General features: G+C 71.2%; 18 protein-coding genes. 7 read left to right on the top strand and 11 right to left on the bottom strand.

Going from position 1 to position 20,077, the window contains the following annotated elements:
• Positions 1–82: 82 nt before the first annotated feature.
• Both miaA and ACN27J_RS32260 read right to left on the bottom strand, forming a co-directional pair.
• The gene (gene miaA / locus ACN27J_RS32265) at positions 83–1,039 is read right to left on the bottom strand and encodes a tRNA (adenosine(37)-N6)-dimethylallyltransferase MiaA (protein WP_421372649.1); all 957 of its coding nucleotides are present in this window, start codon (positions 1,037–1,039) and stop codon (positions 83–85) included.
• Positions 1,036–1,929, bottom strand: coding sequence for a class III extradiol dioxygenase subunit B-like domain-containing protein (locus tag ACN27J_RS32260; RefSeq protein ID WP_421371928.1), 894 nt, complete (start codon positions 1,927–1,929; stop codon positions 1,036–1,038). The genes miaA and ACN27J_RS32260 overlap by 4 nt, the downstream gene beginning before the upstream one ends.
• 265 nt (positions 1,930–2,194) lie before the next feature.
• On the opposite strand from ACN27J_RS32260, the gene ACN27J_RS32255 reads away from it, so the two are divergent.
• Both ACN27J_RS32255 and ACN27J_RS32250 read left to right on the top strand, forming a co-directional pair.
• Positions 2,195–3,403, top strand: coding sequence for a DUF349 domain-containing protein (locus ACN27J_RS32255; RefSeq protein ID WP_421371927.1), 1,209 nt, complete (start codon positions 2,195–2,197; stop codon positions 3,401–3,403).
• 286 nt (positions 3,404–3,689) lie between these two features.
• Positions 3,690–5,072, top strand: coding sequence for a cellulose binding domain-containing protein (locus ACN27J_RS32250; protein WP_421371926.1), 1,383 nt, complete (start codon positions 3,690–3,692; stop codon positions 5,070–5,072).
• An 84-nt stretch (positions 5,073–5,156) separates the two neighbouring features.
• Here the strand turns inward: ACN27J_RS32250 and miaB are convergent, their stop codons facing one another.
• Complete coding sequence (gene miaB, locus ACN27J_RS32245; RefSeq protein WP_421371925.1) at positions 5,157–6,656, bottom strand: tRNA (N6-isopentenyl adenosine(37)-C2)-methylthiotransferase MiaB; 1,500 nt, start codon at positions 6,654–6,656, stop codon at positions 5,157–5,159.
• A gap of 37 nt (positions 6,657–6,693) precedes the next feature.
• Positions 6,694–7,191, bottom strand: a complete 498-nt coding sequence (locus tag ACN27J_RS32240; RefSeq protein WP_421371924.1) for a hypothetical protein — start codon at positions 7,189–7,191, stop codon at positions 6,694–6,696.
• Between the two features lie 164 nt (positions 7,192–7,355).
• Between ACN27J_RS32240 and ACN27J_RS32235 the strand changes: the two genes are divergently transcribed.
• From ACN27J_RS32235 to ACN27J_RS32220, 4 genes are all read left to right on the top strand, one after another.
• Entirely contained in the window at positions 7,356–8,108 is a 753-nt protein-coding gene (locus ACN27J_RS32235; protein ID WP_278168048.1) for an amino acid ABC transporter ATP-binding protein, read from the top strand.
• A gap of 101 nt (positions 8,109–8,209) precedes the next feature.
• A complete protein-coding gene (locus ACN27J_RS32230; protein ID WP_421371923.1) occupies positions 8,210–9,100 on the top strand; it encodes a glutamate ABC transporter substrate-binding protein in 891 nt (296 codons plus the stop codon).
• Between the two features lie 99 nt (positions 9,101–9,199).
• Positions 9,200–9,907: an amino acid ABC transporter permease gene (locus tag ACN27J_RS32225; protein WP_123600670.1), complete on the top strand. Its 708-nt coding sequence runs from the start codon at positions 9,200–9,202 to the stop codon at positions 9,905–9,907.
• Positions 9,908–9,956: 49 nt separating this feature from the next.
• Positions 9,957–10,988, top strand: coding sequence for an amino acid ABC transporter permease (locus ACN27J_RS32220; protein WP_421371921.1), 1,032 nt, complete (start codon positions 9,957–9,959; stop codon positions 10,986–10,988).
• Between the two features lie 36 nt (positions 10,989–11,024).
• Here ACN27J_RS32220 and rny read toward each other — a convergent pair whose 3' ends face one another.
• From rny to ACN27J_RS32185, 7 genes are all read right to left on the bottom strand, one after another.
• Positions 11,025–12,803, bottom strand: a complete 1,779-nt coding sequence (rny, locus tag ACN27J_RS32215) for a ribonuclease Y (RefSeq protein ID WP_421371920.1) — start codon at positions 12,801–12,803, stop codon at positions 11,025–11,027.
• A 499-nt stretch (positions 12,804–13,302) separates the two neighbouring features.
• Positions 13,303–14,007, bottom strand: a complete 705-nt coding sequence (locus tag ACN27J_RS32210; protein ID WP_421371919.1) for a regulatory protein RecX — start codon at positions 14,005–14,007, stop codon at positions 13,303–13,305.
• A gap of 5 nt (positions 14,008–14,012) precedes the next feature.
• Complete coding sequence (recA, locus tag ACN27J_RS32205; RefSeq protein ID WP_278168039.1) at positions 14,013–15,059, bottom strand: recombinase RecA; 1,047 nt, start codon at positions 15,057–15,059, stop codon at positions 14,013–14,015.
• A gap of 594 nt (positions 15,060–15,653) precedes the next feature.
• Positions 15,654–15,854, bottom strand: a complete 201-nt coding sequence (locus tag ACN27J_RS32200) for a DUF3046 domain-containing protein (RefSeq protein ID WP_281554019.1) — start codon at positions 15,852–15,854, stop codon at positions 15,654–15,656.
• 9 nt (positions 15,855–15,863) lie between these two features.
• Positions 15,864–17,180, bottom strand: coding sequence for an MFS transporter (locus ACN27J_RS32195; RefSeq protein ID WP_421371918.1), 1,317 nt, complete (start codon positions 17,178–17,180; stop codon positions 15,864–15,866).
• On the bottom strand, positions 17,177–17,872 hold the full coding sequence (locus tag ACN27J_RS32190) for a UdgX family uracil-DNA binding protein (RefSeq protein ID WP_421371917.1): 696 nt from the start codon (positions 17,870–17,872) through the stop codon (positions 17,177–17,179). Before ACN27J_RS32190 ends, ACN27J_RS32195 begins: the two co-directional genes overlap by 4 nt.
• Positions 17,873–17,961: 89 nt before the next feature.
• Positions 17,962–19,311 (bottom strand): aminotransferase class I/II-fold pyridoxal phosphate-dependent enzyme, encoded by a 1,350-nt coding sequence (locus ACN27J_RS32185; RefSeq protein ID WP_421371916.1) that lies wholly within the window; start codon positions 19,309–19,311, stop codon positions 17,962–17,964.
• A 38-nt stretch (positions 19,312–19,349) separates the two neighbouring features.
• Between ACN27J_RS32185 and ACN27J_RS32180 the strand changes: the two genes are divergently transcribed.
• A complete protein-coding gene (locus ACN27J_RS32180; protein WP_421371914.1) occupies positions 19,350–20,045 on the top strand; it encodes a pyridoxamine 5'-phosphate oxidase family protein in 696 nt (231 codons plus the stop codon).
• Positions 20,046–20,077 lie beyond the last annotated feature (32 nt).

Raw genomic sequence — 20,077 nt, 5'->3', positions numbered from 1 at the left:
GACAACTGACCCTGGGCGGCTGGCGGTACCCGGACCGGGTTCTGGCGCGGTACCCGGACCGGGTTGGCACCAGCCGCGCCGCTCAGCGCCGCGGAGCGCGCAACGCGGCGTACGCCGACCGGACCAGGTCCGGGTCGGCGCCGTCGAGCCAGCACACCCGGGCGTCGCGGCGGAACCAGGAACGTTGCCGGCGGACGAACCGGCGGGTCGCCCTCACCGTGTCCGCTCGGGCCTGTTCGTCGTCGTACTCGCCGTCGAGCATCCGCAGCACCTGCTGGTAGCCGAGCGCTCGACTGGCCGTACGGCCGTCCCGCAGGCCCTGCCCGAGCAGCGCGCGAACCTCGTCCACCAGGCCCTGCTCCCACATCCGGTCCACCCGGCGGGCGATCCGCTCGTCGAGTGGCCCGGTGGGCAGATCGACACCGAGTTGTACGGCGTCGTAGTACGGCGCCGGCTCCGGCAGCGCGGCGGTGAACGGCCGCCCGGTCAGCTCGATCACCTCCAGCGCCCGGACGATCCGCCGCCCGTTGCCGGGCAGGATCGCGGCGGCGGCCGCCGGGTCGGCGGCGGCCAGCCGGGCGTGCAGCGGACCCGGGCCGGTCTCGGCGAGCTCGGCTTCGAGCCGGTCACGCAGCGCCGGGTCGGTGCCGGGGAAATCGAACTTCTCCAGCACCGCCCGCACGTACAGGCCGGAGCCGCCGACCAGCAGCGGCAGCCGTCCCCGGCGCAGGATGTCGTCGATGGCGGCGCGGGCCAGCCGCTGGTATTCGGCGACGCTGGCCGGCGCGGTGACCGGCCAGATGTCGAGCAGGTGGTGCGGTACGCTGGCCCGTTCGTCGACGGTGAGCTTGGCGGTGCCGATGTCCAGGCCCTGGTACAGCTGCATCGAGTCGGCGTTGACCACCTCGGCACCAAGTTGCTCGGCGAGGGTGATGCTCAGCGCGGACTTGCCGGCCGCGGTCGGGCCGATCACCGCCACCACCCGGTCCGGGCGGATGGTCGGTGGTCGGCGCGGCCCGGTACCGCGCCCGTTGGTCAGTTCCGGTCCCACGAGGCGACAAAGTACGCGACGCCGTACGGTGCGGCGTAGTAGGTGAGCCGGCCGGTCCAGTCGATCACATCGCCGGCCGCCGCACCGCCGTTCGTAGCGCCGGGGGTTTCGGTGCCGGCAGCAACGGTGCCGTCCGCAACGGTGCCGGCAACCACCTGCCAGGCGGCCCGGCCGGCGACCCGCAGCGCACCGGCCAGGGCCGGGTCGAGACGGGCGATGGTCCGGTGGTCGGCCGTGGCCAGGGCGGCGGCCACCTCGTCGTCGAAGGGTTCCGCCCGGTCGTCCTGGTAGCCGGGTGAGGAGAGACCCCGGCAGGCGGAGCCGTCCCCCATCACCAGGGCCGCCCACGGTCGGGCGGCGGTCCGGGGTCCCGCTGCGGCGGACCCGGCGAGCAGCCGCCCGCGCCGTAGGCACTGTGCGGGTGGCGTACCGGCGGGGACCGCGACCATCTCGACCGCTGTACGGGCGGGGTCGACGCCGGCGCGGGTGAGCAACCACGCCGCGACGGTCAGGCTCAGCGGCAGGCGGCGGCCGGCACCGGTCGACGCGGTGCCGGGGGCCGGTGTGGCCTCAGGTGCGGCACCGGGCGGCGCCGCGCCCAAGGGTACGTCGACCGCCACCCCCCAGGGCCGGAAGCTGGCGGACAACGGTGGCCGCCAGACCCGCTCCGTCGGATCGGGATCGGTGGACGGATCGGGATCGGTGGACGGATCGTCGGTGCCGATGACCACGATTCGCTCGGCGGGGCAGTCGACCAGTGACCGGACGGCGTCGGTGGCGGCGCGCCGCAGCTCGTCGAGCTCGGCGGCGGCCCCGCCGGCCAGTTCGGGAACGATCACCGGCGGGTGTGGGCAGAAGGCGACGCGCAGCGGGGGCACGGCTTCCACGGTAACCCGTAGCCCTGTTGCGCCGCGCAGTCGGCCAATCACCTTCAGTGTCGAAATTTGGCCCCTTTGGCACCGACTCGTGGGCCAACCACCGACAAGGACACCGTATGGTCACGGTCGGCGACAGGCGCTCGACGCCGGCAGGGTTGGACCTGTGACAATGCGCGGGGGAAACTTACCCGCAACCTAACTGCGCCGTGGCGGCGTCCATCGGGACATCTCGATCCTGCGACGCCGGGAGAACGAGGATGGGCACATGAGCGACTGGACTTCCTTCGGACGGGTTGATGCGGACGGCACGGTCTACGTCAAGACTGCCGAAGGAGAGCGCGCGGTCGGGTCCTGGCAGGCTGGAGCGCCGGAGGAAGGCCTGGCACACTTCGCCCGCCGGTTCGCCGACCTGGTCACCGAGGTCGATTTGACGGAGGCCCGGTTGCAGTCCGGCGCCGCCGACGCGACGCATTCGCTCAGCACGATCCGACGACTGCGCGGGTCACTGGCCGAGGCCCATGTGGTCGGCGATCTCGATTCGCTGGCCGACCGGCTGGACAAGCTGGCGACCCTCGCCGAGGAGAAGGCGGCGCAGGCCAGAGCGGCCCGCGACGCTGCCCGCGCCGCCGCGCTGGCCCGCAAGACCGAGCTGGTGGTCGAGGCCGAGCAGCTCGCGGCCGAGTCCACCGGGTGGAAGAGCACCGGCGACCGGTTCCGGGAGATTCTCGACGAGTGGAAGACGATCCGCGGCGTCGACAAGAAGACCGACGGGGAGCTGTGGAAGCGGTTCGCTGCCGCCCGGGACGGGTTCACCCGTCGGCGGGGCGCGCACTTCGCCACCCTCGACGCGCAGCGCAAGCAGGCCCAGTCGGCGAAGAACGAGCTGGTCGCCGAGGCCGAGACGCTGGCCGAGTCGACCGACTGGGCCAGCACCGCGAGCCGGCTCAAGGAGCTGATGGCCGAGTGGAAGGCTGCCCCACGCGCCTCGAAGGAGGCGGAGCAGAAGCTGTGGGAACGGTTCCGTTCGGCGCAGGACACCTTCTTCACCCGCCGTAGCGAGGTCTTCTCGGCCCGCGACGCCGAGCAGCGCGCCAACCTGGAGCGCAAGCAGGCGCTGCTGACCGAGCTGGAGGCGGTCGACATCGATGCGGATCCGCGTACCGCGCAGGCGAAGCTGCGCGAGGTGCAGGGCCAGTGGCACGACATCGGCCGGGTGCCACGCGAGGCGGCGTCGGGGCTGGACCGTCGACTGCGGGCGGTTGAGGACCGGGTACGCGAGACGATGGACTCGGCCTGGCGGCGTACCGAGCCGTCGGCGAATCCTCTGTTGACCCAGATGCGCGAGCAGGTCGCCGAGGCCGAGCAGCGGCTGGAGCGGGCCAGGGCGGCCGGTGACGCCAAGCGGATCCGCGAGGCGGAGAAGGCGCTCGCCGGCAAGCGGCAGTTCCTGGAGCTGGCGGAGAAGGCGGGGTAGCCGGCTGGTGCCGGAGCGGCGGCCGTCCGCCGCTCCGGCACCGGACTCGGGTGACCGGGCCGCTGCGTGACGCGCAGCGGCCCGCAGTCGTCCGCGACCCATTGTCATCGAAGCGCTTCTATGATTTCCTGGCGGGACGGGGAACCGCTTCCCCGTCCCTTGTCGGAAGCGGGCCCCGTCATGTCAACCGGCGGGACCGCGTCGCCCGGTACGACGCACACCCGAGCCGCTCCGGGCACGGCTCGGCTACCGGCGTACGCGCCTGCTCTGTCGCTAGGAGTCCACAGTGCCCGCAACCCAACGCAGACTGACCCTGGTCACTGCCGCAGTCACCACGATCGCGCTGACCGGCGCGGCAACCGCCATCGCCACCGCGGCCCACGCCGCCACCGGCTGCCGGGTCGACTACACCGTCGGCGCCCAGTGGCCTGGTGGTTTCACCGGCAACATCACCATCACCAACCTCGGCGACCCGCTGTCCGGCTGGACCCTGCGCTGGAGCTTCACCGCAGGCCAGCAGGTGGTCCAGGGGTGGAACGCCGAACTGTCGCAGAGCGGCAGCACCGTGACCGCCGGCGACGCCGGCTGGAACGGCAACCTTGGCACCAACGCGAGCACGTCGATCGGCTTCAACGGATCGTGGAACAACTCGGCGAACCCGGCACCCGTCGACTTCACCCTCAACGGCGTGGCCTGCACCGGCGGCACCAATCCTGACCCGACCACGCCGCCACCGAACCCGACGACGCCACCGCCGAACCCGACCACGCCGCCACCTGACCCGACCACGCCACCGCCGGGTCCGACCCCGACCGGCATCGTCGGCTGGGCCACCCACAACGGCGGCACCACCGGCGGCGGCAACGCCGGCACCACCACCGTCACCACCGCCGCCGCCCTCGAATCAGCCGTCGGCTCCTCCACCGCCGCCGTCATCCGCGTCTCCGGCACCATCAACTGCTCCGGCATGCTCCGCGTCCGCTCCAACAAAACCATCCTCGGCGCCGGCAACTCCGCCACCATCTCCGGCTGCGGCCTCAACATCAACGGCGACCGCAACGTCATCATCCGCAACATCAACTTCCGCAACTGGAACGACGACGCCATCAACGTCCAGGAATCCGCCACCAACATCTGGATCGACCACAACAACTTCACCAACGGCTACGACGGCGCCGTCGACATCAAACGCGGCTCCGACTACATCACCGTCTCCTGGAACCGCGTCTTCGGCCACGACAAATCCATGCTCCTCGGCCACTCCGACAGCAACGCCGGCCAGGACGTCGGCCACCTGCGCGTCACCTACCACCACAACTGGTTCGACGGCTCCAACCAACGCCACCCCCGCGTCCGGTTCGGCAACCCCGTCCACGTCTTCAACAACTACTACGACGGCGTCACCGGCTACGGCGTCGCCTCCACCATGAACGCCGGCGTCCTCGTCGAAGGCAACTACTTCGAAAACACCGACGACCCCTACCACCTCGGCGAAGGCTCCTCCGGACCCGGCAGCCTCGTCGCCCGCAACAACCACTTCGTCAACTCCGGCAACGGACAGACCGGCGGCAGCGTCGCCGCCATCCCCTACGGCTACACACTGACCACACCCAGCCAGGTCAAATCCGTCGTCACCAACGGCGCCGGCACCGGCAAGATCGGTCTGTAGGTCGAATTGGGGCCGGCCGCCGGCCGTCGTGCGGCGGCCGGCCCGAGCCGCGTGGGGCAGGCCGGCCGGCGGGACGGATCAGGATCAGCGGTCGCAGGCCGAGGCGGTCAGCGGTGCCGGTGGCGGCGCGCCCACCGTCGGCAGACCGAGCAGCACCCCGGCGGTACGCGGTGTCTGCCCCGCCTCGTACGCGTCACCGGCCCGGGTCCGGCGGTGGGCGACCGGCTCGCCGTCGGCGTTGAGGTGGTGTGGTGCCGCGTAGCTGACGACCACCTCGACGAGGTCGCCGGGGCGAACGCGCCCGGCGAGCCGACCGGCGTCGAAGTGCACCAACCGGCCGTCCCGGGCCCGGCCGGACAGCCGCCCGGTCCGCCCGTCCTTACGCCCCTCGCCGACCGCGACCAGCACCTCGACGGTCTGGCCGAGCAGCCGACGGTTCTCCGCCCAGGTGATCTCCTCCAGGCAGGCGATCAGCCGGTCGTAGCGCTCCTGCACCACCGGCTTCGGCAACTGACCGGGCATGTCGGCGGCCGGCGTGCCGGGGCGTTTCGAGTACTGGAAGGTGAACGCCGAGGAGAACCGGGCGGCCCGTACCACGTCTAGGGTGCGTTCGAAGTCGGCGTCGGTCTCACCGGGGAAGCCGACGATGATGTCGGTGGTGATCGCCGCGTCGGGCATCGCCGCCCGTACCTTGTCTATGATGCCGAGGTAGCGGTCGGCGCGGTAGGAGCGGCGCATCGCCCGCAGCACGGCGTCCGAACCGGACTGCAGCGGCATGTGCAGCGAGTGGCAGACGTTGTCGGTCTCGGCCATCGCGGCGATCACGTCGTCGGTGAAGTCCTTCGGGTGCGGGCTGGTGAACCGGACCCGTTCCAGCCCGTCGATCCCGCCGCAGGCGCGCAACAGTTTGCCGAACGCGAACCGGTCGCCGAACTCGACGCCGTAGGAGTTGACGTTCTGGCCGAGCAGGGTCACCTCCAGCACACCCTCGTCGACCAGGGCCCGCACCTCGGCGAGGACGTCGCCGGGCCGGCGGTCCTTCTCCCGGCCGCGCAGCGACGGCACGATGCAGAAGGTGCAGGTGTTGTTGCAGCCGACGGAGATCGACACCCAGCCGGCGTAGGTCGACTCCCGCCGGGTCGGCAGGGTGGAGGGGAAGACCTCCAGCGACTCGAGGATCTCGACCTCGGCGGCGGAGTTGTGCCGGGCCCGGTCCAGCAGGGTCGGCAGCGCGCCGATGTTGTGCGTGCCGAAGACGACGTCGACCCAGGGGGCCCGGCGGACGATTTCGCCCCGGTCCTTCTGGGCGAGGCAGCCGCCGACCGCGATCTGCATCTGCGGCCGCTTCTCCTTGACCGGTCGCAGATGACCGAGGTTGCCGTACAGCCGGTTGTCGGCGTTCTCCCGCACCGCGCAGGTGTTGAAGACGACGACGTCCGGATCGTCGGACTCCCCCGCCCGGACGTAGCCGGCCGATTCCAGCAGGCCGGAGATCCGTTCGGAGTCGTGCACGTTCATCTGGCAGCCGTAGGTGCGCACCTGATAGGTACGCGAGTGGCGGGCGTCTGCTGCGCTGGTAGTCATGACAACAGACAGCGTAGCCGGCCGCCCGCCGCCGGGCTCACGCGGCGAGTGTCGGGGCCACCGAGTCGGGCCCCCACCGCGAGCCGCCGCAGAACAGCCCGGCGCGGCAGCCGGGGTCGGTCAGGCTGCACAGCCGCAGGTTGGTGCGTCGGTCCCCGACGCTGGTCGGTTCGATGTCCAGGTGCACCGGGCGGACCGTGCCGTCCGGGGACACCAGCAGGTGGCGGGTCGCGTCGAGCGTGTCGTCGGCGAGTACGCAGCGACGTCCGGTCCGGCGGGCGAACGCGGCGAGCACCCGGTGCTCGGGCGGATCGACCGGCGCGGCGTAGCAGTCGATGTTCACCGGGAAGTCCCCGGTCCCGTGCCAGACGTCGCAGAGCACCACGCCGTCCGGGAACCGCTCCGCGGGTACACCACCGAGCGTTACCACCGGACGGCCGATGATGGCCGCGAGGGTGGCTCGGATCTGGCCCGGGGCGAGCGGTCCGTCGACGGACCAGTTCCACAGTGTGGTGCAGAACGGTGCAATCGCCATACGATCATGTTGCCCGGACAGCCGACGGCACGTGGGGTGTGTTACCGCTCCGTGACCATTCGAGTTGCCTTCCGACACATCGCCCCGCCTAAAGTGGCGGGACGGACGTGAGGTGACCTCGACCGATCGTCACGACAAGGTCGGTGCATGGACAGGGACGGTGCATGACAGTGACAGCCAGTGAGCCGCTGATCGTGCTCAGCGGGGTCAACAAGTGGTTCGGTCCGCTGCACGTACTCGACGACGTCGACCTCTCAGTCGACCGTGGTGAAGTGGTGGTGGTGATCGGGCCGTCCGGCTCCGGCAAGTCCACACTGTGCCGCGCGATCAACCGTCTGGAGCCGATCAGCTCCGGGACCATCCTGTTCGACGGCCGGCCGCTGCCGGCGGAGGGCCGGGCCCTGGCCCGGCTGCGCAGCGAGGTCGGCATGGTGTTCCAGTCGTTCAACCTGTTCGCGCACCGGACGATCCTGGACAACGTGACGCTCGGCCCGGTGAAGGTACGCCGGGAGAAGGCGTCGGTGGTCCGGGAACGGGCGCTGCAGCTGCTCGACCGGGTCGGCATCGCCAACCAGGCGGACAAGTTCCCCGCCCAGCTCTCCGGCGGGCAGCAGCAGCGGGCGGCGATTGCCCGGGCGTTGGCGATGCAGCCCAAGGCGATGCTGTTCGACGAGCCGACCAGCGCGCTCGACCCGGAAATGGTCGGCGAGGTGCTGGACGTGATGACCTCGCTGGCCGCCGAGGGGATGACGATGGTCGTCGTCACCCACGAGATGGGCTTCGCCCGGCACGCCGCGAACCGAGTCATCTTCATGGCCGACGGGCAGCTGGTCGAGGACGCCCCGCCGACCGAGTTCTTCACCAACCCGCGCAGCGACCGGGCGAAGGACTTCCTGTCGAAGATCCTCACCCACTGACATCCCGACCCACTGAACATCCCGCTCGGAGACGAGTTTCATCCAACGTGGAGCCGGCCACGACCCGGCGGGCTTCCCATCCTGAAGGAGAACACTGAGCAATGCGTATCTCACGCATGGCGGCGGTAGCCGCATCGGCCGCGTTGGCGGTGTCCATGGCGGCCTGTGGCGACAGCGGCGGGGACGGCTCCGGCAGTGAGAACCCCGACGTGGCGACGCCGAGCTTCGAGGCCGGCACCACGATGGCCGAGCTGAGCGAGGCCGGCACGATGACCGTCGGCACCAAGTTCGACCAGCCCGGCTTCGGCCTGCAGGGCCTCGACGGCGAGCCGGCCGGCTTCGACGTCGAGATCGCCAAGCTGATCGCGGCCGAGCTGGGCATCGCCGCCGACGACATCGAGTACGTCGAGGCACCGTCCGCGGTCCGCGAGGAGCTGCTGGAGCAGGACCGGGTCGACATCGTGGTGGCCACCTACACGATCAACCCCGCCCGCAAGGAGCGGATCGACTTCGCCGGCCCGTACTACGTCGCCGGCCAGCACATCATGGTCCGTGCCGACGACGACTCGATCACCGGGCCGGAGTCGTTCGAGGCCGGGGACAAGAAGGTCTGCTCGGCGCAGGGTTCGACGCCGGCGGAGAACATCCAGGAGTACCTGGCCGACGCCGGCGAGCAGCTGGTGCTCTTCGACGTCTACGAGAAGTGCGTGGACGCGCTGCGCGGCGGTCAGGTCGACGCGGTCACCACGGACAACGTGATCCTGCTCGGCTTCATCGCCGACAACGAGGGCGAGTTCAAGCTGGCCGGTGAGAAGTTCACCGACGAGCCGTACGGCATCGGGGTGAAGAAGGGCGACGACGCGTTCCGCGACTTCATCAACGACACCCTGGAAAAGATCTACGAGGACGGCTCGTACGCGCAGGCGTGGGAGTCCACCGCAGGCGAGTTCGACAACAACACCCCGACCGGTCCCGCGGTCGACCGCTACTGACCGTCGACGGTCGCACCTGATCGATCCCGGCCGGCCCGGTGGCGTCAGCTCCGGGCCGGCCGGTCGCCCAGGCGGACGGTTCGCAGAAGGGTCTTTCGTGTGAGAGTGCTCGTCGACCACTTCGACGTGTTCGTCGGAGGTTTCTGGCTCACCCTGCAGCTGTGCGTGCTGTCCGCGACCGGCGCCCTGCTGATCGGCACGTTCGTCGCGATCCTGCGGATCTCACCGGTGCCGCCGCTGCGCTGGCTCGGCGGGGCGTACGTGACGGTGCTGCGTAACGTGCCGCTGACCGTTGTGATGTTCTTCTCGGCCTTCGGGTTGCCGGCGCTCGGGTCGAACGCCGACTTCCTGCGGATCCCCGGGCTGAGCACCGTGTTCAGCCGGCTCGGCATCGATCTGCCGTACTTCCGGTTCGCGATCATCGCGCTGAGCGTCTACACCGGCGCGTTCGTCTGTGAGGCGATCCGCAGCGGGATCAACGCGGTGCCGCCGGGTCAGGCGGAGGCCGCCCGGGCGATCGGTCTGACCTTCACCCAGAACCTGCGGTACGTGGTGCTCCCCCAGGCGTGGAAGGCCGCGATCGTTCCGCTGGGCAGCGTCATCATCGCCATGATCAAGAATTCGGCGCTGGCCGGCTTCTTCGGGGTGGTCGGTGACCTGTCCAACTCGGCGCAGAACCTGACCAGCGCCCTCGGCGAGCCGATCATCCCGGTCTTCGTCGGCATCTCGATCGGCTTCCTGATCATGACCGTGCCGCTCGGGCTGCTGCTCGACCGGGTCGAGGCCCGCCGGGCGGTGGCCAGATGACCATCCCGTCCCCCGCGAGCGCCGCAGCCGTCACCGGAGGAACCACGCCATGAGCCAGCAGCAGAGCGTGCTGTACGACGCCCCCGGACCACGGGCCAGGCGGGTCACGCTGATCGTCAGCGTGCTGTCGGCTGTCGCCGCCGTCATCGCCGGCTATTTCCTGGTCTACCGGCCGCTGGCCGAACGCGAGCAGTTCACCATGGAGAAGTGGGGTCCGCTGATCGACCCCGGCAACGAGGTGTTCGGTCAGGTCTGGACACTCCTCGGCGAGGGTGTCACCGCCACGCTGACCGCCGCCGGGCTGGCGATCGTGCTGTCGTTGCTGTTCGGCACCGCGCTGGCGGTGCTGCGGATCCAACTGAAGGCGTTGCTGCGCCGCCGGTTCACCGGGCTCGCCACCTCGTTCGCGCTGGCGTTGCGGGCGCTGAGCTGGCTGCTGAACCTGGTGACCCGGTTCTGCGTCGAGGTGTTCCGCGGCCTGCCGGTGGTGATCACCATCTTCTTCGTCGCCCGGGGCCTGCCGGATCTCGGGGTGGAGATCGTCCTCCCGTTCGGCCACGAGATGCTGCCGTACCTGGTGCTGGGCCTGACCATCTACAACGGCGTGGTGATCGCCGAGATCCTGCGCTCCGGGATGGAGGGTCTGCCGTCGGGGCAGCGCGAGTCGGCCGCCGCGATCGGGCTGACGTCGTTCCAGACCACCCGGATGATCCTGCTGCCGCAGGCGTTCCGGATCATGCTGCCGGCTCTGATCAGCCAGCTGATCGTGGTGCTCAAGGACACCTCGTTGGGCTTCATCATCGGCTACCAGGAGACGCTGCTGGTCGGCCGGACGATCATCCAGAACCTGCGTAACCCGATCCAGGTGTACCTGGTGATCGGGGTGCTGTTCATCGCGGTCAACTACGCGCTGTCCAAGCTCGCCGAGTCGGTGCAGCGGCGACTGGCCCAGGGCCGGCGGACCAGCACCGCGGCCCAGCCGCCGACACCACCGCCGGCATCGACGTTGGCCGGCCAGCAGACCGGTGCCGGGACCGGCGGCAGCGCCACCACCGGCACGGCTACGTCGGACACCGCCTGACCGGACGGTCCGCCCGCTGACCGGCCGTCCGGCCGGTCAGCGGGCGATCTCGGTGACCCGGGACTCGCGGACCACGGTCACCCGGATCTGCCCCGGGTAGGTCAGCTCCTCCTCGATCTGCTTGGCCACATCGCGGGCCAGCACCGCGGCACCGATGTCGTCCACGTCGTCCGGCTTGACCATCACCCGGATCTCCCGGCCGGCCTGCATGGCGAAGACCTTCTCCACCCCGATCTTGCCGGCGGCGATCTCCTCGATGCGCTCCAGCCGTTTGACGTACGCCTCCAGGCTTTCCCGCCGGGCGCCGGGACGGCCGCCGGAGCACGCGTCGGAGGCCTGGGTGAGCACCGCCTCGACGGTCTGCGGCGGCACCTCGTTGTGGTGTGCCTCGATGGCGTGCACCACCTCTTCGGACTCACCGTACTTGCGGGCCAGGTCGGCGCCGATCAGCGCGTGGCTGCCCTCCACTTCGTGGGTGAGCGCCTTGCCGATGTCGTGCAGGAACGCGCACCGCTTGATCAGCGGGACGTCCAGGCGCAGCTCGGCGGCCATCACACCGGCGATGTGCGCGGTCTCCACCAGATGCTTGAGCACGTTCTGGCCGTACGAGGTCCGGTAGCGCAGCCGGCCCAGCAGGGTGGCGAGCTCGGGGTGGATCTCGGTGATGCCGACGTCGACGAGCGCCTCCTCGGCCGCCCGGTGGCACAGCTGCTCCACCTCCTGCCGGGCGGTCTCGAAGACCTCCTCGATCCGGTGCGGATGGATCCGGCCGTCGAGCACCAGCTTCTCCAGGGTGAGCCGGCCGGTCTCCCGGCGTACCGGGTCGAAGCAGGACAGCAGGACCGCCTCGGGTGTGTCGTCGATGATCAGGTTGACCCCGGTGACGGATTCGAACGCCCGGATGTTGCGGCCTTCCCGCCCGATGATCCGGCCCTTCATCTCGTCGCCGGGCAGATGCAGGACGCTGACCACACTCTCCGCGGTCTGTTCGCTGGCGACCCGCTGGATGGCGTCTACCACGATGTGCCGGGCCCGCTGGTCGGCGGTGTTGCGGGCGTCGGCCTCGATGTCGCGGACCAGGATCGCCGCCTCCCGTTTGGCCTGGCCCTCGATCGCCTCGACGAGCTCGCCCCGGGCCGCCTCGGCGGTCAGCCCGGCGACCCGTTCCAGCTCGCGCTGCCAGCGCTCCTCGGCGGCCGCCAGGTCCGCTTCCCGGGCGGCCAGGGCTGCCTTGCGCTCGGCGAGTTCGGCGGCGGTGGCGGTCAACCGGCGGTCCCGCTCGGCGACCCTGTCGGCCTCCTCGGCGTGCTGACGTTCCCGCTCGTCCATCCGCTGGCCGCGCCGGTCCAGCTCGGCGGACTGCTCCTTGACGGTCCGGGAGAGCATCGCGATCTCCCGTTCGCCGCTGCGCCGGGCCGCTGCCCGGACCTGCTCGGCCTCGGTCTCGGCCTGCCGGTGGGCCCGCTCCAGGATGGTGTCCGCCTCGGCCCGGGCGGCGTCGAGCACCCGACGGGCCTCGGCCCGGGCGGCGGTCGCTTCGGCCTTGGCGGCGGCGGCGTCGGTACGGGCCGCAGCGGCGGCGGCCTTGGCCTGCTCGACGGCGGAGGACGCCTCGTCGGCCGCGGTACGCAGCGCGGCGAGGGATCGTTCCTGCCGGTCGCGGGCGGCGATGAAAGCCGGGTCCTCCTCGACCGGTGTCGCGGCCGCCGGTGTGGTGAGCCGGCGCAGCGCGCGGGTGCCGAGCGCGAGACCGGCGAGCACCAGGCCGGCGAGCACGACGACCGCGGCGAAGAGCATCCACTCCAGCCCGGTCATGCCGACCCTCCGGGCCTACCGACACTCGCGTGTCCCGCCGGCTTCCTGCGCTGCGCCACGACCGCCTCCAGTCCGCCGTCGGCCTTCCCGGAGGCTTCTCGCTCCGGCCGGCCACGGCTATGGGAACGCCCGACCGTGGCGGCTGACCAACGACCAGACAGCACCCACGTGGGTGCGGACACGACCACGGCGAAACGGCCGTTGTGCGTGCTGTCGCCGCCGGACCGGCCTGTCCGGTTGCGGCATGTCTGGCTACTGAACTGCTGCTGCGAAGTGATGCCGTACTGTTATGCGATCTATGTTGTGCGGTTAGCCTGCGACGGGTCGGTTGTTCGTCTGTAACGCGAGGCTAGGTCGCGAGGGGCCGTTCGGTCAAGAAGTCATGATCAGACCGACAACGGAACGTAGGGCATCGGCGCGCTCACAGGCAGCATATCGCGCTCAGGACGCGTCGGGATGAGTCGGAAATTTGGCACATCCCGCAGGGGATGGCGTCCCGTCAGGTGGACCAGGGCTGCTCAGCATCCGGGTCGGGAACCTCGCCGATCAGTGCCTCCGCATCCACCGTGTCGGTGAACTCGGCCGCCTCGGCGGACCGGGCGGCCAGCGCCTCCCGGACCACCGGCACGGCCACCCCCGCCGAGTAACCCTTGCGGGCGAGCATCGCGACCAACCGCCGGAACACCACGTCCGGAGCACCCCGGGCGGTACGCAGCTTGCGCTCGACGAGCTCCGCCGCAGTGGCCCGCTCGGTCGACTCGTCCAGCCCGTCCAGCGCGTCCCGGGCGATCTGCGGATCCACGCCGCGCTGACGCAGCTCGGCGGCGAGGTTACGCCGGGCCAGCCCTCGGCCGTGGTGCCGGCTGGTCACCCAGGCCTGGGCGAACGACGCGTCGTCGATCATCCCAACCTCGTCGTACCGGTCGAGGACCGATTTGGCCGTGGCCTCGGAAATGCCGCGTCGCCGCAGCACGGCGGCGAGCTCCGCCCGGGTCCGGGGGCGGACAGCGAGCTGCCGCAGACAGATGTCGCGGGCCTGCTGCGCCTCGTCCACCGGCTGCCCACCGCCGCCAGCGGCGGACCCGGCGGCATGGTCGACGGACCCGGCCGCCTCGGCGGAGCGGCCGGCACGGGAGGAGCGGGGACGGGGCGGAGCCGCATCCCAGCCCCGGCCCGTCCGTGCGCCGCGTCGTCGACCAGCCATCCGGATCAGAAGTCGACCGGCGGCAACTCAGGCCCGCCGGCCTCGTCGGCACCGAGCGCACCGACGCCGAGCTTCTCCAGGATCTTCTTCTCGATCTCAGCCGCCACGTCCGGGTTCTCCCGGAGGAACTCCCGAGCCTTCTCCTTGCCCTGACCGAGCTGGTCGCCCTCGTAGGTGTACCAGGCGCCGGACTTGCGGATGATCGACTGCTCGACGCCGACGTCGATCAGCGAACCCTCCCGGGAGATGCCCTTGCCGTACATGATGTCGAACTCGGCCTGCTTGAACGGCGCGGAGACCTTGTTCTTGACGACCTTGACCCGGGTCCGGTTGCCGACCACGTCGGTGCCGTCCTTGAGGCTCTCGATCCGTCGCACGTCGAGCCGCACCGAGGCGTAGAACTTCAGCGCCCGGCCACCGGTGGTGGTCTCCGGCGAGCCGAACATCACGCCGATCTTCTCCCGCAGCTGGTTGATGAAGATCGCGGTGGTGCCGGTGCTGTTCAGCACACCGGTGATCTTGCGCAGCGCCTGGCTCATCAGCCGGGCCTGCAGACCGACGTGGCTGTCCCCCATCTCGCCCTCGATCTCGGCACGGGGCACCAGGGCCGCGACCGAGTCGATCACGATAATGTCCAGCGCGCCGGAGCGGATCAGCATGTCGGCGATCTCCAGCGCCTGCTCACCGGTGTCCGGCTGGGAGACCAGCATGGCGTCGGTGTCCACGCCGAGCGCCCTGGCGTAATCCGGGTCGAGCGCGTGCTCGGCGTCGATGAACGCCGCGATGCCGCCGGAACGCTGGGCGTTGGCCACCGCGTGCAGGGCGACCGTGGTCTTACCGCTGCTCTCCGGGCCGTAGACCTCGACCACCCGGCCCCGGGGCAGGCCACCGACGCCGAGTGCCACGTCGAGCGCGATGGAGCCGGTGGGGATCACCGCGGTCTGGATCACCGGCCGCTCACCCAGCCGCATCACCGAACCCTTGCCGAACTGTTTGTCGATCTGAGCCAGCGCCAGATCGAGCGCCTTTTCCTTGTCTGGCACTGCCGCCATTGCTGCCACCCCTACGTTCGCCGACTTCCCAGGCGTCCTGGCCGAGCTTCTCGTCACCCGGGTCACGCTAGGCGCTGGGTCCGACAGAAAACAGCCGACGGGCCGCAACCTGTGGATGAGCGCCTAGCTGTGGACAATAGCCGAACAGATGTACGAGTGGAAAACCAGACACGCCCACGAATTTCACCACTCAAAGCAGCCATTCGACCGCACAGAGTAGATGCAGTTACGTGGACCCACGACCGTCGAGCAGAGGTACGACCGTCAAGTAGAGGTACGACCAAGCGGAGGTACGACCGGCCGGCCAGCGACGCACTCAGGCCGACTCCCGGACACCCGAGATGCTTTCCAGGTTTGATGCCACAGGTGCATCCTGATGCACCTGTGGCATCAAACCCAATCAAACCCAACCAGCACCCCGGAACCAGTACGGTGACACGATGCACATCGACTGAGGCTTTCCGTAATCGACAGATCGAGGATCCCAGCTCGACCGGCACTCGCCGTCCGCTCGCACAACCGGCGCGGGAGTCAGCACAACCGGCGCGGGAGTCAGCGCAACCGGCGCGGGAGTCAGCACAACCGGCGCGGGAGTCAGCGCAACCGGCCGGGGACCCGGTCGGGGTACGCGGCGCAGACCGCCCGCCAGACCACCGCCGTCTCCTCACCCGCCGCGAGCGCCTGCGCGATGGTGCGCCCACCCAACTGGGCCAGCACCTGATCGGTGGCGATGCTGCGGGCGTACGCCGGCCCGAACGCCTCGTCCAACCGGCCCCAGAAGTCCGTCAACCGCATCCTGCCTCCTTACTGCTTCGACGGAGCCGGCACCGGGCGCAGCACCAACCCCAGCAGCGGCACCGTGGCCAACGCCGACAGCAACGTCAGGACGCCGTAACCGGACAGCCCGACGATGATCCCGCTGACCGCCCCGGCGGATGCGCCGGCCAGCCCCATCACCAGGTCCGACAGGCCCTGGACCGACGGGCGGACGTCGACCGGCACCGACTCCGACAGCAGGGTCGAGCCCGCGACCATGGTGCCCGACCAGCCGAGCCCGAGCAGCACCAGCCCGATCACCAGGCGTACCGGGTCGTGGCCGGCGGTGCCCGCCACAGCGCACGCGGCCAGCAGCAGCCCGACCCCACCGACGATCACCGGCCGGCGACCGGCCCGGTCGGTGAGCCAACCTACCACCGGCGACAGCGCGTACATCCCGGCGATGTGCAGGCTCAGCACCAGCCCGACGGTGCGCAGCAGGTCACCACCGGAGTGCCCCATCCCGATGTGGACCGGCGTCATCGCCATCACCCCCACCATCACCAGATGGCCGACGGCGACGGCGCAGACCCCGAGCCGAGCGGCGGGTCGGGCGATGACCACCGCGAACGCGGCCCGCAGGCCTCGGCCGGACCCGGCTCGCAGACCCCGGCCGGACCGCACCGGGGCGGTCGCCGCGGCGGGGCCGGCGATCCGCCGGGCGGTCAGCAGCGGATCCGGTCGCAGCAACACCAGCACCAGCAGCGCGGCCAGCAGGAACGCCAGCGCGCTGACGGCGAACGGACCGGCCAGCGGCGGCAGGCCGACCCCACTGGCCGACCGGTCGGCCAGCCCGGCAAGGTTGGGGGCGGTCACCGCGCCGACCGTGGTCGCCCAGACCACCAGCGACAGTTGCCGGCCCCGACGACGCGGCTCGGCGAGGTCGACCGCCGCGTACCGGGCCTGGAGCCCGGCGGTCGTCGCGCCGCCGAACAGGACCATGCCGACGAACAGCAGCGGCACCCAGCGCACCGCCGCGGCGGCCACCACCAGCACCGCCCCGGTCGCACCCGTCAGGTACGCGAAGACCAGGCCGGGTCGGCGGCCGTGCCCGTTCATGATCCGGACCACGGGTACGGCGAGCAGCGCCCCGCCGACCACCGCGGCGCTCTGCGCCAGGCCGGAGACGGTCACCCCGCCAAGCTCGGCGGCGAGCAGGCCACCGACCGAGATCCCGATGGTGACGCCTACGCCGCCGATCATCTGAGTACCGGCGAGCAGCCGCAGCGTACGGCGTTGGATGCGGGTGACGTCACCAGGTGGCGGCGGATCGGTCACCGACGGCGGTGCGGTGAGTGCGGTCATCGGCGTACCGCCGGGGTCGGGCTGCCCCGACCGGCGAGCAGTCCGCGGACGACGCCGAGGTCGGTGACCAGCCCTCGGTAGGCGATCTGCTGGTCGTCGGCGCGCAGCACCGCAGAGGGATGGATGGTGGCCACCAGCTGCGCCGGGCCCACCGGGAACTCCTCGGGCCGCTCGGCCGAGGCCGGCCACGGCAGCGGTACGCCACGCGAGCGGGTCACCCGGAACGCCGGGCCGAGCAGCGCCCGGGCCGCGGTCGCGCCGAGCACCACGACGACGTCCGGGCGCAGCATCGCGAACTCGGCGACCAGCCAGGGCCGGCAGGCCAGGATGTGCACCCGGTCCGGGGTCTGGTGGATCCGTCGACCGCCGCGCGACACGAAGCGGAAGTGCTTCACCGCGTTGGTCAGATAGATCTGATCCACCGGGATCCCGGCGTCGTCCACCGCCCGGCGCAGCAGCCGGCCGGCCGGGCCGACGAACGGCAGACCCTGGCGGTCCTCGACGTCCCCGGGCTGCTCGCCGACCATCACCACCCGGGCATCGGGGTTGCCCCGACCGAAGACCACCTGGCTGGCAGGCTGATGCAGCTCGCATCCCTGGCAACCGGGGGCGGCAGCGCGCAGGTCGGCGAGGCTACGGGCACCGGTGGGGACGTACCCATCGGCTCCGACGGTGGTTTCGTGCGCGGTCACGGCTCCTTCCTACCCGGTTGCGAGTTGACCGGTGCGCCTGGGTCTACCGGTGTGCCTGGGTCTACCGGTCCGGGTACGGCCCGCGTACCTCACCTGCCGACCGCGGCAAGTCCCGCTGGACGCAGTGCGTCGCGTACCGCCGCAGCGAGCTCGCCGGCCCGGTCCTCGTCGAGACCGCTGACGGTGATTCTGATACCCGGCGCGCCGCGTAGCCGGTGGCGGGCTCCGGCCGAGACGGTGAATCCGGCTGTCTGCAGCGCGGTCACTACGTGGGTCTCGTCCGTCACCGGCACCCAGACGTTGAGCCCGCTGCCGCCGTGGCTGGCCACGCCGTGGCCGGCGAGCGCGGCCCGCAGCGCCTCCCGGCGGCGCTGGTAGGCCTGGCCAGCCTCGGTCACCGAGGCGGTGACCGAGGGGTCGCGCCACAACTGTCCGAGCAGCCGCTGCAGGACCGTGGAGACCCAGCCGGAACCGATACGCATTCGACCGGCAACCCGGCTCAGTGTGGTTTCGTCGCCGGTCAACAGCGCTATCCGCAGGTCCGGGCCGTACGGCTTGCTGGCGGAGCGGACAAACGCCCACCGGGATGTCGCGCCGGCCAGCACGTGCGGTGGGCCGTCGGAGAGCTCGGCGGCGTGGTCGTCCTCGATGAGCAGCACGTCGTCGGTTTCGCGCAGCAGCCGTCGCAGCCGGTCGGCCCGGTCGGCGTCCAGGGCGGCGCCGGTCGGGTTCTGCGCCCGGGTGGTGACCACGATGGCGGACACCCCGGCGGACAGCGCCGCCCGCAAGCCGGGTTCGGTGGGGCCACGGTCGTCCACCGGCATCGGCACCGGGGTGAAGCCCAGTGCCGCGATCAGGTCCAGCAGGTTGGCCCAGCCGGGGTCCTCCACCGCGATCCGGTCGCCAGCGCGCAGATTGCTGGTGAGCAGGCGTTCGATCCCGTCCAGCGCGCCACTGGTGACGGTGAGACCGGCAGCCGGCAGGCCGGCGTCGGCCAACCGGACCGCAGCGAGCGCGGCGAGGTCGGGCAGCAGGCCGGCGTCGGCGTAACCCTGCCCGGACGAGGTGTCGGCCAACTGCCGGGCGACCGCAGCGAGATGTGTCGCCAGCGGCGGCAACAGACGTGGATCCGGCTCGCCGGTGGACAGGTCCAGGGTGCCCGGCGGGGCCGGCGCGGACGGACCGGGCCGGGTCACGGCGACCGGTGGGCGGGCGCGGACCCGGGTGCCCCGTCGGCCGTCGGTGTCGACGATCCCCCGCTGGCGCAGCGCCTGGTACGCCTTGGCGACGGTGGCCGGGCTGACCTCGAGTGCGTCGGCGAGCGTACGCACCGCCGGCAGCAGGGCGCCAGGTGCCAACGCGCCGGTGCGGACACCGGTCTCGACGCTGGCCGAGATCTCGGTCGCGGTCGCACCGGTCGGCTGATATTGTTCTGACACAATAAACGAATTGTACTAGCACAATCTCGGGAGATCAAGTGTACCCCGCCACCGCCCGCACCACCGCCGCACGACGCCTCAGCCGGGTCACCTACCAGCGCACCGAGGCGCACCGCATCCTCGACGAGGCGTACCACTGCTGCCTGGCGTTCGTCGCCGACGGCGCGCCCCGGGCACTGCCTACCCTGCACGTACGCGTCGACGAGACCCTGTACCTGCACGGCTCCACCGCGAGCACCCCCCTATTGGCCGCCCGCGCCCCGCAGGGGCTCGCCGTCTGTGTGGCCGTCACCCTGCTCGACGGCCTGGTCTACGCCCGCGCCCAGGCGCACCACAGCGCCAACTACCGGTCAGTCGTCGTGCACGGCACCGCCCGGCTGGTCGACGACCCGGCCGACAAGCGGCGGGCACTCGACGCCCTGATCGACAAGGCGGCCCCGGGCCGGGCCGCGGACAGCCGGCCACCGACGAACCGGGAACTCGCGCAGACAGCGGTGCTCGCCGTCGCTCTCGACGAGGTGTCGGTCAAGGCCCGCACCGGTGACCCGGTCGACGAGCAGGCCGACCTCGCGCTGCCGTACTGGGCCGGGGTGCTGCCGTTGCGCACCGTCGCCGACCCGCCGCGCTCCGCCGCCGGAGTCACCTGGGCGGCGCCGAGCTACCTCACCGCCGCGGCCCCGGTGGCGGCCACCGCCCCGGCACACCCGGACACGGTGCCGCAGCGCACACCTTGACCAGCCGAATATCTCTCGCCCGACCGCTGGTC

Source organism: Solwaraspora sp. WMMB762 (assembly GCF_049179115.1).
In the GTDB taxonomy this organism is placed as follows: Bacteria; Actinomycetota; Actinomycetes; order Mycobacteriales; family Micromonosporaceae; genus Micromonospora_E.
This window is presented reverse-complemented; position numbering and strand designations above follow the sequence as displayed.